The sequence below is a fragment of the Mesorhizobium liriopis genome (assembly GCF_024053505.1).
In the GTDB taxonomy this organism is placed as follows: Bacteria; Pseudomonadota; Alphaproteobacteria; order Rhizobiales; family Rhizobiaceae; genus Mesorhizobium_B; species Mesorhizobium_B liriopis.
The window spans coordinates 115995-129307 of sequence record NZ_JAMXQS010000010.1; the positions used below are offsets into that span (position 1 = coordinate 115995).

16 protein-coding genes are annotated in these 13313 nt (G+C 60.5%); 6 read left to right on the top strand and 10 right to left on the bottom strand.

Annotated features, from left to right (window positions below; all coding sequences use genetic code 11):
* Positions 1 to 6 precede the first annotated feature (6 nt).
* Positions 7 to 438, bottom strand: coding sequence for a CBS domain-containing protein (locus NGM99_RS19980; protein WP_252822246.1), 432 nt, complete (start codon positions 436 to 438; stop codon positions 7 to 9).
* Between the two features lie 54 nt (positions 439 to 492).
* Positions 493 to 1269 carry a rhomboid family intramembrane serine protease gene (locus NGM99_RS19985; RefSeq protein WP_252822248.1) on the bottom strand — a complete coding sequence of 259 codons (777 nt, stop codon included), beginning with the start codon at positions 1267 to 1269 and terminating at the stop codon, positions 493 to 495.
* Positions 1270 to 1649: 380 nt separating this feature from the next.
* Here NGM99_RS19985 and NGM99_RS19990 point away from each other — a divergent pair, with 380 nt between their 5' ends.
* The 3 genes from NGM99_RS19990 to NGM99_RS20000 all read left to right on the top strand — a co-directional run bounded on the left by NGM99_RS19990 (position 1650) and on the right by NGM99_RS20000 (position 4048).
* A complete protein-coding gene (locus tag NGM99_RS19990) occupies positions 1650 to 2303 on the top strand; it encodes a PAS domain-containing protein (RefSeq protein ID WP_252822250.1) in 654 nt (217 codons plus the stop codon).
* 88 nt (positions 2304 to 2391) lie between these two features.
* Positions 2392 to 2997, top strand: coding sequence for a PilZ domain-containing protein (locus NGM99_RS19995; protein WP_252822252.1), 606 nt, complete (start codon positions 2392 to 2394; stop codon positions 2995 to 2997).
* A 451-nt stretch (positions 2998 to 3448) separates the two neighbouring features.
* A complete protein-coding gene (locus NGM99_RS20000) occupies positions 3449 to 4048 on the top strand; it encodes a transglutaminase-like cysteine peptidase (RefSeq protein ID WP_252822254.1) in 600 nt (199 codons plus the stop codon).
* Positions 4049 to 4075: 27 nt separating this feature from the next.
* Here NGM99_RS20000 and NGM99_RS20005 read toward each other — a convergent pair whose 3' ends face one another.
* Positions 4076 to 4636, bottom strand: a complete 561-nt coding sequence (locus tag NGM99_RS20005; RefSeq protein ID WP_252822256.1) for a gamma carbonic anhydrase family protein — start codon at positions 4634 to 4636, stop codon at positions 4076 to 4078.
* Positions 4637 to 4718: 82 nt separating this feature from the next.
* On the opposite strand from NGM99_RS20005, the gene NGM99_RS20010 reads away from it, so the two are divergent.
* Entirely contained in the window at positions 4719 to 5444 is a 726-nt protein-coding gene (locus NGM99_RS20010) for a hypothetical protein (RefSeq protein WP_252822257.1), read from the top strand.
* A 2-nt stretch (positions 5445 to 5446) separates the two neighbouring features.
* On the opposite strand, the gene NGM99_RS20015 is transcribed toward NGM99_RS20010, so the two are convergent.
* From NGM99_RS20015 to NGM99_RS20035, 5 genes are all read right to left on the bottom strand, one after another.
* Positions 5447 to 5650 (bottom strand): DUF3126 family protein, encoded by a 204-nt coding sequence (locus NGM99_RS20015; RefSeq protein ID WP_252822259.1) that lies wholly within the window; start codon positions 5648 to 5650, stop codon positions 5447 to 5449.
* Positions 5651 to 5769: 119 nt separating this feature from the next.
* Positions 5770 to 6615 (bottom strand): serine O-acetyltransferase, encoded by an 846-nt coding sequence (gene cysE / locus NGM99_RS20020; protein WP_252822262.1) that lies wholly within the window; start codon positions 6613 to 6615, stop codon positions 5770 to 5772.
* Between the two features lie 136 nt (positions 6616 to 6751).
* Complete coding sequence (locus tag NGM99_RS20025; protein ID WP_252822263.1) at positions 6752 to 7540, bottom strand: alpha/beta fold hydrolase; 789 nt, start codon at positions 7538 to 7540, stop codon at positions 6752 to 6754.
* A complete protein-coding gene (locus tag NGM99_RS20030) occupies positions 7530 to 8024 on the bottom strand; it encodes a DUF192 domain-containing protein (RefSeq protein WP_252822265.1) in 495 nt (164 codons plus the stop codon). Before NGM99_RS20030 ends, NGM99_RS20025 begins: the two co-directional genes overlap by 11 nt.
* A 47-nt stretch (positions 8025 to 8071) precedes the next feature.
* On the bottom strand, positions 8072 to 8644 hold the full coding sequence (locus NGM99_RS20035) for a cold-shock protein (protein WP_252822267.1): 573 nt from the start codon (positions 8642 to 8644) through the stop codon (positions 8072 to 8074).
* 225 nt (positions 8645 to 8869) lie between these two features.
* Between NGM99_RS20035 and gloA the strand changes: the two genes are divergently transcribed.
* Complete coding sequence (gene gloA / locus NGM99_RS20040; protein WP_252822271.1) at positions 8870 to 9310, top strand: lactoylglutathione lyase; 441 nt, start codon at positions 8870 to 8872, stop codon at positions 9308 to 9310.
* A gap of 36 nt (positions 9311 to 9346) precedes the next feature.
* Here the strand turns inward: gloA and NGM99_RS20045 are convergent, their stop codons facing one another.
* Together NGM99_RS20045 and cckA are read right to left on the bottom strand one after the other, a co-directional pair.
* Positions 9347 to 9526, bottom strand: coding sequence for a hypothetical protein (locus NGM99_RS20045; RefSeq protein ID WP_252822273.1), 180 nt, complete (start codon positions 9524 to 9526; stop codon positions 9347 to 9349).
* Between the two features lie 94 nt (positions 9527 to 9620).
* Positions 9621 to 12212: a cell cycle histidine kinase CckA gene (cckA, locus tag NGM99_RS20050; RefSeq protein WP_252822275.1), complete on the bottom strand. Its 2592-nt coding sequence runs from the start codon at positions 12210 to 12212 to the stop codon at positions 9621 to 9623.
* Positions 12213 to 12405: 193 nt separating this feature from the next.
* Between cckA and NGM99_RS20055 the strand changes: the two genes are divergently transcribed.
* Complete coding sequence (locus NGM99_RS20055; RefSeq protein WP_252822277.1) at positions 12406 to 13284, top strand: flagellar biosynthetic protein FliO; 879 nt, start codon at positions 12406 to 12408, stop codon at positions 13282 to 13284.
* The last annotated feature ends 29 nt before the right edge of the window (positions 13285 to 13313 follow it).

The window sequence follows — 13313 nt, forward strand, 5'->3', positions numbered from 1 at the left end:
ATGGGCTCAGGCGGTTGCGATATACTGCTTGATCTCTTCCGCCTCGCGCTCAGCATCTTCGATGCGCCGCTTCACCACGTCGCCGATGGAAATAATGCCGTTCAGCTGGCCATCCTTCTCGACTGGTAGGTGACGGAATCGACCACGCGTCATGATTTCCATGACCTCGTTCACCGTGTGCTGCTCGTTACAGATGTTCACCTTGGGCGTCATCGCGGCCTTGACGCTTTCGTCGAGCGCAGATGCGCCCAGGGTTGCCAGGCAGCGCACGATGTCGCGTTCGGATAGAATGCCGACGATCCGGTTGTCGCCATTCGTCACCACCAGCGCGCCGATCTTGTATTCAGCGAGAAGCTGGATGGCCTCCGCCAACAGCGCATTCGGGCCAACCGTGGTCACATCGTGCCCTTTGGCTTCGAGGATAGCCTTTACCGTCATCGCAACCTCCTCCTGTGTCGGGATTGGAGAAGGGTAAGCCCAATGGCCTCGATTTCAAGCCATACGCGACGCGCGCGACAGAAACAGTGGCAGCGCGAAGAAACCGACGAGGAAGCCTCCGAAATGTGCCTCCCAGGCAATGCGCCCCTCATCACCCGGACCCGCGCCGAGAAATCCAGTTGCGAGATTTATCACGGCCCATACGCCGAGGAACACCAGGACCTGCTTTGAGGACAGCGCCTCGGCAATCGTCAGCGGCCGTCCCCAGAAGCCGGACGGCACCGTATGGCGGTCGATCTGAAAGCCGAAACGACCGGCTGCCCCCATCATGCCGGAGATCGCACCCGAAGCCCCCACCAGCGGCGCAAGAAGCGTGGGATTGAAGGCGTAGAACAGCGCCGCCCCCGCGACGGATGTCGCGGCCCAGAACAGCGCAAAGCGTACACAACCAAGGCGGGTTGCCAAAGGCGAGCCGAAAGCGGCAAGCCAGACGAGGTTCACGCCGAGATGAATGAAGCTGCCATGCAGCAGCGAATAGGTAATCGGCGCGGTAATGGAGAAAACATCGAAGCCGTATTTGCCGGAATAGAAAATAGGGATGAACGCGGTGCGGATAACAAGTTGGGAGTCTGCGTCCGCGCTGAGAATCTGCGTGCGGATCAGGTGGATCCCCACGCATAGCGCGATGAACAGGATCACACAGGACGAGAGGTTGAAGAGCGGCTCGCGTTTTGACGCCGGCTGCCATTCTTCCACAGGATCTTGTGCCACCTTGCCCGCAGGAATGTGCGGCACGCTGCCTTGGGGACGCCCTGGCTCATGATCTGACAAGAAAAACCTCGGTGGAAAAACGCGAGTGTCGCCAGCCATTTACAACATTTGTTACGACACGCTCACCCGCAGCTAGGGCAAAAAAGAAGGCCGTTCAAGGGTTGCTTGAACGGCCACTGAGATCGGGTGATCTCGAAAAAGGACTGGAGAAACACAGAAGGAGCATGGCCACCCCTCGCCTGTGCGGAGTGGGATCACTATCGTTTCATCGATTTCGACTCGCAAGCGAAACTCATTGTTAACCTTACCGGGAATCCCGGTGATTTGCCGGTTTTCGGCGCTGGCATCGAATCTGCGTCAGGGGGCATGAAGGGCCTTCGCGAAGCAGTGATTTGTTCGCCGATGGCACACGAAGATCGGATGTCTGGGACGTTGGCGGCATGAGACAGGACTGTTCGATAGAGCTCTTCCAATATTGGAACAGCCTGCGCGGCACGCGCCCTGCTCCCCGCCGCGTCGAAGTCGAGCCTGCAGAAATCCGCACTTTGTTGGCTGATACGTTCATCCTTGAACGCGACACGAACGGCGACGCCGTATTTCGGCTCGCCGGCACCCGGCTATGCGCCGCTTATGGACGTGAACTGAAAGGTCTCTCCTTCATCTCGTTGTGGGATGACCGCGACCAGAAACTGATTTCGAAGCTTGTCCAGAATACGTTCGAAGAGCAGGCGGTGGTGGTCGTAGATTATCACGGGATCAGCGAGAGAGGCCGTCAGGAAACGTTCGAACTCATGCTCCTGCCGCTGGATGGCGGCACGGAGGCACCACGCTGCCTCGGTGTCAGCAGTTCGGCGGAAAAGCCATTCTGGCTGGGCGCCGACCTTCTCGTTTCGGCCCAAATCGATGGCATTCGCATGATCGATCCGGACCGTGAGGCTGATAATCTGCACCGGGCTGCGGTCGCAGCTCCGACGCTTGTTCCCGACGAAACGGTCCTCGGAATCGAGCCGAGCGGCGCACGTCGCGTGCGCCACCTTCTGGTCCTCGAAGGTGGGCGCGAAGAAAACGCCCAAAACAACGCTTTCGAAGACTGACTCTCAGACCGCGTTAACCAGCAACGCATAGATTGGCACCCTGAACTATGCCCATCGCGGGCTTCGAACTTGGGAATTGGTGCCGGATATGAGGGCAGCGGCTGTCGAATACGCATCGGCAGGAGCGGAGCGACGCAGCTTTCAGCGCGTCGCGGTAAAAATCTATGGCCGATTCATGCTCGAAGACCGCACCGAGCATCCGTGTCAGGTCATCGATATCTCTCCCGGCGACGTCGCCGTCCGCTGCGACCGCATCGGCGAGCCCGGCGAGCGGGTTATCGCCTATCTCGACCATATCGGCCGGCTCGAAGGTGTCCTGACGCGCCGCCTCGAAGACGGTTTCGCGATGACGGTGATCGCGTCGGATCGCAAGAAAGAAAAGATCGCGGCACAACTGACCTGGCTCGCCAACAAGCACGAGCTGGACATGCCCGAAGATCGGCGACATGAGCGCGTCGCTCCACGCAACCCGCTGACGGTGCTGCAACTGCTCGACGGGCGGCAATATCGCTGCCGCGTGGTCGACGTGTCGCTTTCAGGCGCGGCGATAGAGGTGGACGTGAAGCCCGCGCTCGATGTGCAGGTACTCCTCGGCAACATGCGCGGACGTGTGGTGCGCCACTTCGAGGATGGCGTGGCCATCGAGTTCGCGACTGTGCAGCGTCAGGAAACACTGGACGCGCAGTTTTCTTAAGCTGACCGAAGCGCCGCTTAGGCGCCGGTTATCGATAGCCTTCCCTCAAATGTCTCGACGCCAGTCGATCTAGCTTAGCAAAGTTGGCGAGCTTCCCGCTGCCCTGAACTTCCCTACGAGCAGGAAGGGAAGATGATGCTGCGAGCGAACTTCTTGCCCAATGCCTAGCGTTCCATAAGAATAGCGTCGCACCTGCCGCCAATGGCTCTGTCAGGACGGACGAATGGTGGGTATGGCCTCTGATCGCTCCTAGCACCAACAAAGGAGCATGGCCGAAGCCATGGTTAACATCTCGCGATTTGAATCCTGAGAATTGCGATGCAAATCCAAACCAAAGCAACACATTCATAAACAACAAGTATACTCAAATTCTAATCAATATTGCGCATTGAGTTTTGCGTGAAATCAAGTCGCGCCTGTCATTCTCCTACGCGTCGAGGGGAAAGAGCACATGGCATTTCGCAGCGTTCTTGCGAAGATTTTGGTGATGGCAGCGAGCTTGTTCGCCCTGCCCGCATCCGCCGCGGACTTCATGCCGACCGGCGGACGCACGACGCAGCCCGTAGGACACTGGGAGCTCTGTCAACTCTACCCCAACGAGTGCGCCGGCAAGAACGCCACGACCGAGCGGGCTCAACTCACCGAGAAGCTCTGGTCTTCCATCATCGAGGTCAATGACTTCATCAATGCGGCCGTGAAACCGATGACGGACATGGAAATGTGGGGCCGCGAAGAAGTCTGGTCGTTCCCCGATAGCGGCTTCGGCGACTGCGAGGATTATGTGCTCGCCAAGCGTCGTGAACTCCAGAAGATCGGCATCTCGGCTTCCGATCTGCTGATCACAGTGGTGCGTCAGCCGAGCGGCGAAGGGCATGCAGTCCTGACGGTTCGCACGGATCGCGGTGACTTCGTGCTCGACAACCTCGAGCCGCAAGTCATGCAGTGGTACGAAACGAAGTACACTTTCCTTAAGCGCCAATCGGAGCGTGCACCCGGCATGTGGGTGTCCATTGAAGATGGCCGCGCGGTGGCCGTCGGCTCGGTTCGCTGAACCTCTTTCTTCCCTTTCCTTGCCCGCTCAGGCCGGCTCGTTCCCCGAGCCGGCCAATTTTTTATCGAGCGGCATAAGCCCGAGGCGAAAGCGCTTGGCGTTCTCGGCATAATGCATCGCGGATGCCTTGAGTGAAGCGACGGCAAGGTCATCCAGTTCCCGCACGACCCGGGCGGGCGAACCCACGATCAGCGAACGCTCAGGAAAGCTCTTATTTTCGGTCACCAGCGCACCGGCGCCCACCAGCGAGTTCGCGCCGATCGTGGCGCCGTTCAACACAATGGCGCCCATGCCGATCAATGTGCTCTCGCCTACCGTGCAGCCATGCAGGATGGCGCGGTGGCCGATCGTGCAATGCGCACTAATCCGCAGGGGATAGCCCATATCGGTGTGGAGCACGCAGTGTTCCTGAATGTTGGTCTCATCGCCGATCTCGATCCATTCGTTGTCACCACGAAGCGCTGCGCCGAACCAAACCGAGGCATCGCGGCCGAGCCGAACCTTGCCCACCACGTCGGCGCTCGGCGCGATCCATGTCCGTTCGGGATCGAAGACGGGGCGTGTGCCATCGAATGAGTAGATTGCCACGGTTTCTTGCCTCCCACACATTAAGCACTTGTTCACCATAAGGAGAGAGCTTGGGGCAAGCATCTTCGAACCGAGACCTGTTTTGAGCCAGATCGCCGACGACCTGCCCTACCGGGTGATCGAAACCTCATATGCGCGCAAGGCGCTTGCGGCACTGGCCCTGCTGGCAGTTGGCACGGCGGCGATCAGCTTTGGCGGTGAGCAACTCGGCCACACGCTGGCCCTCGCCGGTCGCAGCGAGGAAACGCGCATCCATCGAATCATGATCGGCGACGAGGTGGTGGCAGCACCTGCCAACATGATTAGGCAGCAGCGTGCACGTCGCGATGGCATGGCAACGCGCCTCGATCTCTACATGCGCTGGCCGGAGATGGACGGATACTCGGAAATCTCACATCGGGCTTTTGACAACGTCGATCCCGATCGCAGCCTGATCTTCATGAGCCTTGAGTCCCGAACCATGTCACGCGACATGAGCGGCCGCTTGGAGCCGGTTTATCGCATGCTCGTGGAGCCGCACGGCAGTGAGGGTCCGAGCAACACGATGCTTTATCGCTTCGAAAAGAACAGCGGCTACGGTGATGAGGAACTCGTTGTCGGGCAGCGGACAAGCATGGAGCCCTTCGTCGCACGCTGCCTTATCGAAGCGGGCGGCACCGAGACACTCACGCCTTGCGAACGGGACGTCTCCATCGGAGCCGGCTTGAGCCTGTCCTATCGCTTCTCACGAAGCCTTCTGACCGACTGGGAGAAAATGGATGCCGCCGTGATCAGCGCGGCATCCGCAATGGTCCGAAAACTCAGCTGAACTCAGTTCAGGTCGATATCGAGGATCGCCATCGAGAAGTTGTAGTCGCCGTCCTCTTCGTCCTTGAAGACGATGCCGAGGAATTCATCGCCGAGATAGACTTCAGCCGAGTCCTCCTTGCGCGGACGAGCCTTCACTTGCAGGCGCGGGTTCTGGAAGGCGCGCTTGAAGTAGGCGTCCAGCTTTTTGATCTCATCAGGCTTCAAACCAAGTCTCCGATCGGTATGTGGCGCGGGCATCTGCCATGCGGCGGAGGCCCGTGTAAAGGCCGGGAAGGAGCTCGGCGAAAATGCTGGAAGCCCCCATGGCGCTTCCAGATAGGCCGTCAGATGTCGAAGGAAAGAACGTGTTCCATGGTCTGTGAAGGCAGCGCCTGGTTCATGTCCCGCGCCGGCTGGTCGCAGCCAGTCTCACCCACAACGCGCGCCGGCACCCCGGCAACGGTCTTGTTGTTCGGTACCGGTGAAAGCACGACAGAACCTGCCGCGACCTTGGAGCAATGGCCGATCTCGATATTGCCGAGGATCTTAGCCCCTGCGCCGATCAGAACGCCGTGACGAATCTTCGGGTGGCGGTCGCCACTTGCCTTGCCCGTTCCACCCAGCGTCACGTCGTGGAGGATCGAGACATTGTCTTCGATCAGGGCCGTCTGACCAACGACGAGACCCGTCGCATGATCGAGAAATATGCCCTTTCCGATCCGCGACGCGGGATGGATATCGGTCTGGAAGATCGAGGACGAGCGGCTTTGCAGATAGAGCGCGAAATCTTTGCGGCCCTTGTTCCAAAGCCAATGCGCCAACCGATGCGTCTGGATGGCATGGAAGCCTTTGAAATAAAGGATCGGCATCAGGAAACGGTCGCAGGCCGGGTCACGATCGTAATAGGCCTGGATATCCACGCGCACCGTCTGTGCCCATTCGGGATGGTCACGCAGCATGGCGGTGAAGGTCTGGCGGATCAGATCGGCGCCGAGATCCTGATGCGCCAATCGCTCAGCCAAACGGTGAATAACAGCGTCTTCCAGAGACTCATGGTTGAGGACCGTCGCGTACAGAAACGCGGCCAGGATCGGATCGTGGATCACGGCAGCCGACGCCTCGGCTCGCACCGAATCCCAGATCGGATCGACCTCATGCAATTTTATGCGGGGGGAGCTGACGCTGCTCATCGAAAATTCTCGCTCAAACCCGTTCTTCGAGCCGGTTTCCTACCAGATACGGTTCAACAGGTGAATGTCGTTTGCTCGAACGATGATTCAATTGGAATGAATGCATCGCCTTTCAAGCGGATCACAGGTTATAAGATCAGGTTGCTAAAGGATGATCGCCGAGAAATTCTAACACCCTGGCTTTGAAAGTGCGATCGCCCACCGCGAGCATATGGTCGCGCTTCTGGATCGCAAAGCTTTCAGCATTCGGCATAAGTGCCGCGAGCTCATCAGGATCACCTGCTATGTCATCGCGGGTTCCGACGCCGATCAGCGTCGGCTGGGTGATGCGTCGCGCATCATCAGCAGGCAAGAGAGTGCGCGATCCGGCGATACACGCTGCGAGCGCACCCTTATCGCTTCTGGTCTGATCGGCGAAATTGCGGAACATGCGAGGGCGGCCTTCGGGAACGGTCGCAGCATCAGTGGCAAGCAGCGCATCGGCGATCGGGTCCCAGTCTCCCACCCCTTCCACAAGGCCGATGCCGAGCCCCCCGAGCACTAAACTCGCCACGCGCTCAGGCGCGGCGAGCGCCATGAAGGCGGAAACGCGGGCTCCCATGGAGTAGCCCATGACATGCGCGCGGGCGATCCCGAGATGGTCGAGCAACGCCACGGCGTCGGCGGCCATACGCTCCGGCTCATAATCCGCTGCTATGGTACTCTTCGATGACGAGCCGTGGCCACGATTGTCGAGGGCTATGACCCGGTATCCGGCTTGAGTAAGCGTTGTCGTCCAACTCGGCGCAACCCAATTCACGAAGTGAGTCGAGGCGAACCCGTGGATGAGCAGAACGGCCTCGCCGCCGTGCTCCTGATTGAGGTCGATGAAAGCGAGATCGAACCCCTCATTCTCGAAAAAGGCAAGGCCCGCCTCACCGGCCATCGGCTGCGGCCTTCGCGATGGCAGGGTGCTCCAGGCGAGCGCCGTCCTTGATGCCGAGCTTCGCCGCCATGCCCCGCTTCAACTCGAGCACGAAGCGAACGGGCATCCCGGGCGCGATCGTCGCGTCCGAGTAGGGTTCGCCCTTCATGACACGCTTCACGCGGCCGTCGCGCCCGATAAAGACTAGGTCGAGCGGCATCGGCGTGTTGTGCATCCAGAAACCAACGGGTGCGGAAGCATCCATCACGAAAAGCATGCCATGCTGGTCGGCCATTTCCTTGCGGAACATCAGTCCAGCGGCGCGCTCACGATCGTCATCGGCGATCTCGATGGTGATCTCACGCCGGCCTTCGCTTGTCTCAGCCACGAGTGGCGCCGGATCCGTCGGCAGGACAAGCGCTGCGTCGCGAGCAAGCGCCGCATGGACCGAAAGACTGAGGAAGGCGACAAGAAAAAACGCCTTCGATTGCTTATTGAGGTTCATGGACCGCTATCCCTGCCTATCGCCGTTGAAACGGCTCTTTCGCAAACTTAGTGCGAGACGGGCAGCGTGCCGAGGTCGGGATGAATTTCTGCTGCGGTAAGTCCTTTTGTACCGCGTCCGAAGCGGATCAACACAACCTGACCGGGCCGTAGCTCCGCGATGCCGAAGCGACGAAGGGTTTCCATATGGATGAAAATGTCTTCGGTGCCCTCGCCGCGCGTCAGGAACCCGAACCCCTTGGTGCGGTTGAACCATTTCACCAAGGCTCGCTCCAGCCCGCTTTCGGGCGCAACAGCAGAATGCGCGCGGGTCGGCACTTCGGAAGGATGAATGGCAGAGCTCGTATCCATCGAGACGACACGGAAGGCCTGGCGTCCCCGCTCGCCCTGCTTCACCAGACACACCACGCGCGAGCCTTCCGGCGCGGTCTGGAACCCATCGCGGCGCAAGCATGTGACGTGCAGGAGCACATCGCCGCCCTCATCGGTATCCGGCAGAATAAAGCCATAGCCCTTGGCCACGTCGAACCACTTGATGGTTCCCGCGACTTCGGTCACCCCCGGTTCACCCAGCTCCACAAGTTCATCCTCGGGGCGAGTGTAGGAGCCCTTATCCTCCATCCGACACGAACCCTTCTCTACCGACAACGCACGCTGATTCTTCTTTCACATTGCCTTGGTGGTTCGCCTCGGCGCAAGGCCTGCTTTCGGCATTTTTCCCAGCTGTGTCTTCCCTGCCGGTTATCCCAATCGCCAAGCCGAGGTTGCCCTGGAAAAACACTGCCGCATATGGTGCATCGAAGCTGGAAGCAGACATCCGCATTCCAGACATTTCCAGGGAACGCCATGCGCTATCTACACACCATGGTCCGGATCACGGACATCGACCAGTCGCTCGACTTCTACTGCACGAAGCTCGGCTTGAAGGAAGTTCGTCGGTTCGAGAACCGCGAAGGCAAGTACACGCTGATCTTCCTCGCCGCGCCCGACGACGAGCACTCGGGCGTGACGGAGAAGGCGCCACTGGTGGAGCTGACATACAACTGGGATGCCGAAGAGTACAAAGGTGGACGCAATTTCGGGCACCTCGCCTACGAGGTGGACGACATCTACGCGACATGCCAGCGCCTTCAGGATGCCGGCGTCACCATCAACCGGCCGCCGCGCGACGGCAACATGGCCTTCATCAAGTCGCCGGACGGTATTTCGATCGAACTGCTTCAGAAGGGTGAAGCGCTGGAAAAAGCGGAGCCTTGGGCTTCGATGCAGAACACCGGAAGCTGGTGAGTCCAGGCAGCCGACAGGCTTTCGCAGCAGAGGAGATCACGCCGCCCGCGTGATCTCATGATACTCATCGAGATCGACATAGAAGAGGTTGAGAAGCTCTGAAAGCATCTCGGCCTCGTCCATTCCCTGCTCTTGGAACGTCTGCACCGCGCGCAGGATATCCATCTTTTCCGTCAGCCGACGCTTCTGATGGTCATCCATGGGGCGGTAGCGCACGCTGAAACATCCTCGACCGTGGGAAGGCGCTATCGCCTGCCGCTCTGATGGAGAATGTGGCGCGATGCTTGCGCGTGGCTGATCGTTCAGCGCCTTACGATTTTTCTTCCAGCATATCCTTCACCGCCGTCGCCAACTGCTTCAGCGAGAAAGGCTTGGGCAGAAAACCGAACTGCGCATCGGCCGGCAGGTGTTTGGCGAATGCATCTTCCGCATAGCCGGATACGAAGATGAATTTGATGTCCGGTTGGATCTGGCGCAACTCGCCGAGCAGTGTCGGACCATCCATCTCCGGCATCACCACATCGGACACGACGATATCGACCTTGCCACCGACCGACTCGAACACTTCCAGCGCTTCCACGCCGGACGACGCTTCGAGCACGCGATACCCCTTGGAGGAAAGAGCGCGCATGCCGCCCATTCGGACAGCGTCCTCGTCTTCCACGAGAAGCACGGTGGCCGAGCCGGAAAGATCGCCGCTTGCCTGGGTGGGTTTCGGCGCGCTCGCAGGCTGCGCATCGCCAGCGGGTGCTTCAACGATAGCAGGCTGCTGCGCAGGAACATGGCGTGGCAAGAAGATGCGGAATGTGGCCCCCTCACCCGGCTCGGATTCACAGAAGATGAAGCCACCCGTCTGCTTGACGATGCCATAGACCATTGAAAGCCCGAGGCCTGTGCCCTTGCCGACCTCTTTCGTGGTGAAGAACGGCTCGAAAATCTGAGCCTTGATGTCGGCGGGAATGCCAGTGCCGCTATCGGCCACTTCCACCAGCACATACTCACCCGGGGTCAGCTCGCGATAACCCATGCTCTCGCTCTCAATAGCCGACACGTTACGCGTCCGCACGGTGACCTCGCCACCTTGAGGCATGGCATCGCGAGCGTTCACGGCGAGATTGACGATCACCTGCTCGAACTGCCCGAGATCGGCGCGGACCGGCCAAAGATCCCGGCCGTGTTCGATCTTGAAGTTCACTTCAGTGCCGACGAGGCGGATCAAAAGCATTCTCAAGTCGGCGAGCACATCGGTGAGGTTGAGCACCTCCGGCCGCAGGGTCTGGCGGCGCGAGAACGCAAGAAGCTGGCGCACGAGTGACGCCGCGCGGTTCGCGTTCTGCTTGATGTTCATGATGTCCGGGAAGGAAGGATCCGACGGACGCTGATTGGTCAGCAGCAGATCGGAGGACATGATGATGGCTGTCAGAACATTGTTGAAGTCATGCGCGATGCCGCCGGCGAGCTGGCCGACCGCCTGCATCTTCTGGCTCTGAGCCATCTGCGCCTCGAGCGCCTTCTGCTCCGTGGTTTCGACGGCGTAGACGATGGCTGCTTCTTCGGCGCCTTCACCGTCAGTTCCATCGGCAACCGCATTGACGTAGAAGCGCATATGGCGCTCTCCACCGCCCGGAAGCTGCGTGTCGATCGGTGCGATGTCGGCTTGCCGGTGTCGCGCTTTCTGAAGCGCTGCCGCAAAGGCCGGGCGGTCGCGCTCATGGATCACCGTGTCGAGCTTGACATGCCGATCCACGGTGTCGCGATCCACCACGGACGCGAAAAGCTGGAGAAACGGCGCGTTGGTACGCAGAATGCGCCCGTCACGGTCCACGCCCGCAATGGCCATCGGTGTCGAGTTGAAAAAGCGCGTGAAACGGACCTCCGCCGCGCGGAGGTCAGCCGAGGCGTCCTCGCCCTGCGCGCGATTGAGAACGATGGTACGGGTGGGACCGACTGCACCGTCGCGGCTGGTGGTGACACGGTGGAGAAATCGAACAGGAAGCGCCTTGCCGCTTGCGGTCGCCAGATCGAGGTCGATCACCGCATTGCGGGTCGTGCCGGGATCCGCCTTCACGGAACGCACCAGCGCCATACCATCGCCCGCCACGATTTCCTTGAGCATCACGGCGCCGGGTACGAAACCGGCAAGGTCGATGCCGAGCCAGCCGGCGAGTGTCGCATTCACGTAAGTGACGCGACCGTCCGGATCGGCGGCGAAGAATCCCGCAGGGGCATGATCGAGATGGTCGATGGCCTTTTGCAGGTCGAGAAAGAACCGCTCCTGCTCGGCACGCTCACGCGAGATATCCGCGAGCTGCCAAGCCGAAAGGAATTGCCGACGTCCGGGCACCGCGAACGGTCCCGCACGCAGACGATACCAACGCGCACCGGGCTCGGCGCCCGGGCGAATCGATTGGCCGAGACGGAATTCGCCATCGCCCTGCTGACCGTCTCTCAAACCCGTCGCGAGGCGCTCCACGATCGGCGAGGCTTCAGGTACGTCTGACAGAAGACCTTCCACCGTGCGCAGATCACCGGAACCGCTCGCGCCCGTCATTTCGCCATAGGCGCGGTTGGCATAGATCACGCGATCCTTGGCATCGGTCACGAGCAGGCCTTGCGGCATGGCGTCGATGAACGCCTTCGACATCTCATCACCGCTCGACTGCGGCGCAACGCGGATGAAGCCGACGGCGGTTGCGAAAAGGTAGCCCACGCCGATCATTGCGAGCACTCCTAAGAGACCGACCAGAAACGGCTCGCCGAGCTCATCGCGGAACAGGCTGAACAGAACAGCGGCCCCGATCAGCACAGCGACGAAGATCAGCAGGCGCGTAACAGCGCTCGGCGAGCCGCCCAGATCGATCACTGGCGTGGGATAGAAGTCGCTTTTTGGCCGCTCTGCCATGAACCCTCTGCGCCCGTCTCGCAGGCCCGTGTCAGCGGTGCTTGAATCACATTGCCCCGCCTCGCGGCAAGCCATGACGAAACTGTGCTGAAAGGCAAGGCATTCGAGCCGTGGAAGGGAGGGAAACGCAGCTTGCGGGTCCGCGCGGCAACGGTCTAGTCTCCGCCCAACTCACGCGAAGCGGGGATATCGGATGCGCAGTTGGCTGGAGAGCTTGGCGGGGCCGACTTATGTCGATGCCATCCTCTGGACGCTCCTTGCGCTGATCGGCCTCGTGCTGGTGCTCGGACTCGTGAAGCTGGCGCGTAACCTGAACGCCGGCACTTTCGTGCAGGGTGGCCGCAACCGGAAGAACCGCTTGGCGGTCATGGATGCGACGCCGGTGGACAGCCACCGCCGGCTGCTGCTGGTGCGTCGTGATGATGTCGAGCACCTGATCCTGATCGGTGGACCGACAGACGTAGTGGTCGAGCAGAACATTCGCGTCGCCGTCCAACGTCGACGCGAACCACCTCGCGATGAGCAGATCGTTCAGGACGAACCGGAAGCCGAGCGCCTGTCGCAACAGGCGCGACCTGCGCTCACTGCGAACGCTGCACCGGCACGCATCGAAGAAAAGCCTCGCCCGGCGGCCACGCAGCAGCCCACGCAGAAGCCGGAGAAGCCAGCGACAGCTGTCACGCCCCGTCAGATTATGGAATCGCCTCGCGCGCCGGCCGCAGCACAATCTCAAAATGGCAGAACGCAGCGTACTGAAGCCAGCAGCCAGCCGCCCTCTTCGCCCGAGCAGGCTCCAAAGCCCCTTCAGACATTCGTTCCGACGCGTCCCGAACACTCGGTCGCTCGTCCTACGGCAGCTCTTACCTCAACAGAAACGGCCCGCCCCGCGCAGCCTTCCATGCCAGCGGCGCCCGTGCCCGCAACCGTTCAGGCACCGCTTGAAGCGGCACCCCAAGCCGGCAATGAGAATGGAGCGGAAGACAAGACGTCGCTGCTCGATCGCGCAACGCCATCGCTCGATGACGAGATGACCCGTTTGCTGGGAGAGTTGACCAGCCGCCGCCGTCAGTAGCCCGGCGGCGCTTAAAATTGGGCGAGCTT

Bases quoted from the DNA above. Each gene is read 5' to 3' on its own strand.
- NGM99_RS19980 (WP_252822246.1), bottom strand. From the start codon at position 438: ATGACGGTAAAGGCTATCCTCGAAGCCAAAGGGCACGATGTGACCACG.
- NGM99_RS19990 (WP_252822250.1), top strand. From the start codon at position 1,650: ATGAGACAGGACTGTTCGATAGAGCTCTTCCAATATTGGAACAGCCTG.
- NGM99_RS19995 (WP_252822252.1), top strand. From the start codon at position 2,392: ATGAGGGCAGCGGCTGTCGAATACGCATCGGCAGGAGCGGAGCGACGC.
- NGM99_RS20000 (WP_252822254.1), top strand. From the start codon at position 3,449: ATGGCATTTCGCAGCGTTCTTGCGAAGATTTTGGTGATGGCAGCGAGC.
- cysE (WP_252822262.1), bottom strand. From the start codon at position 6,615: ATGAGCAGCGTCAGCTCCCCCCGCATAAAATTGCATGAGGTCGATCCG.
- NGM99_RS20025 (WP_252822263.1), bottom strand. From the start codon at position 7,540: ATGGCCGGTGAGGCGGGCCTTGCCTTTTTCGAGAATGAGGGGTTCGAT.
- NGM99_RS20030 (WP_252822265.1), bottom strand. From the start codon at position 8,024: ATGAACCTCAATAAGCAATCGAAGGCGTTTTTTCTTGTCGCCTTCCTC.
- NGM99_RS20035 (WP_252822267.1), bottom strand. From the start codon at position 8,644: ATGGAGGATAAGGGCTCCTACACTCGCCCCGAGGATGAACTTGTGGAG.
- gloA (WP_252822271.1), top strand. From the start codon at position 8,870: ATGCGCTATCTACACACCATGGTCCGGATCACGGACATCGACCAGTCG.
- cckA (WP_252822275.1), bottom strand. From the start codon at position 12,212: ATGGCAGAGCGGCCAAAAAGCGACTTCTATCCCACGCCAGTGATCGAT.
- NGM99_RS20055 (WP_252822277.1), top strand. From the start codon at position 12,406: ATGCGCAGTTGGCTGGAGAGCTTGGCGGGGCCGACTTATGTCGATGCC.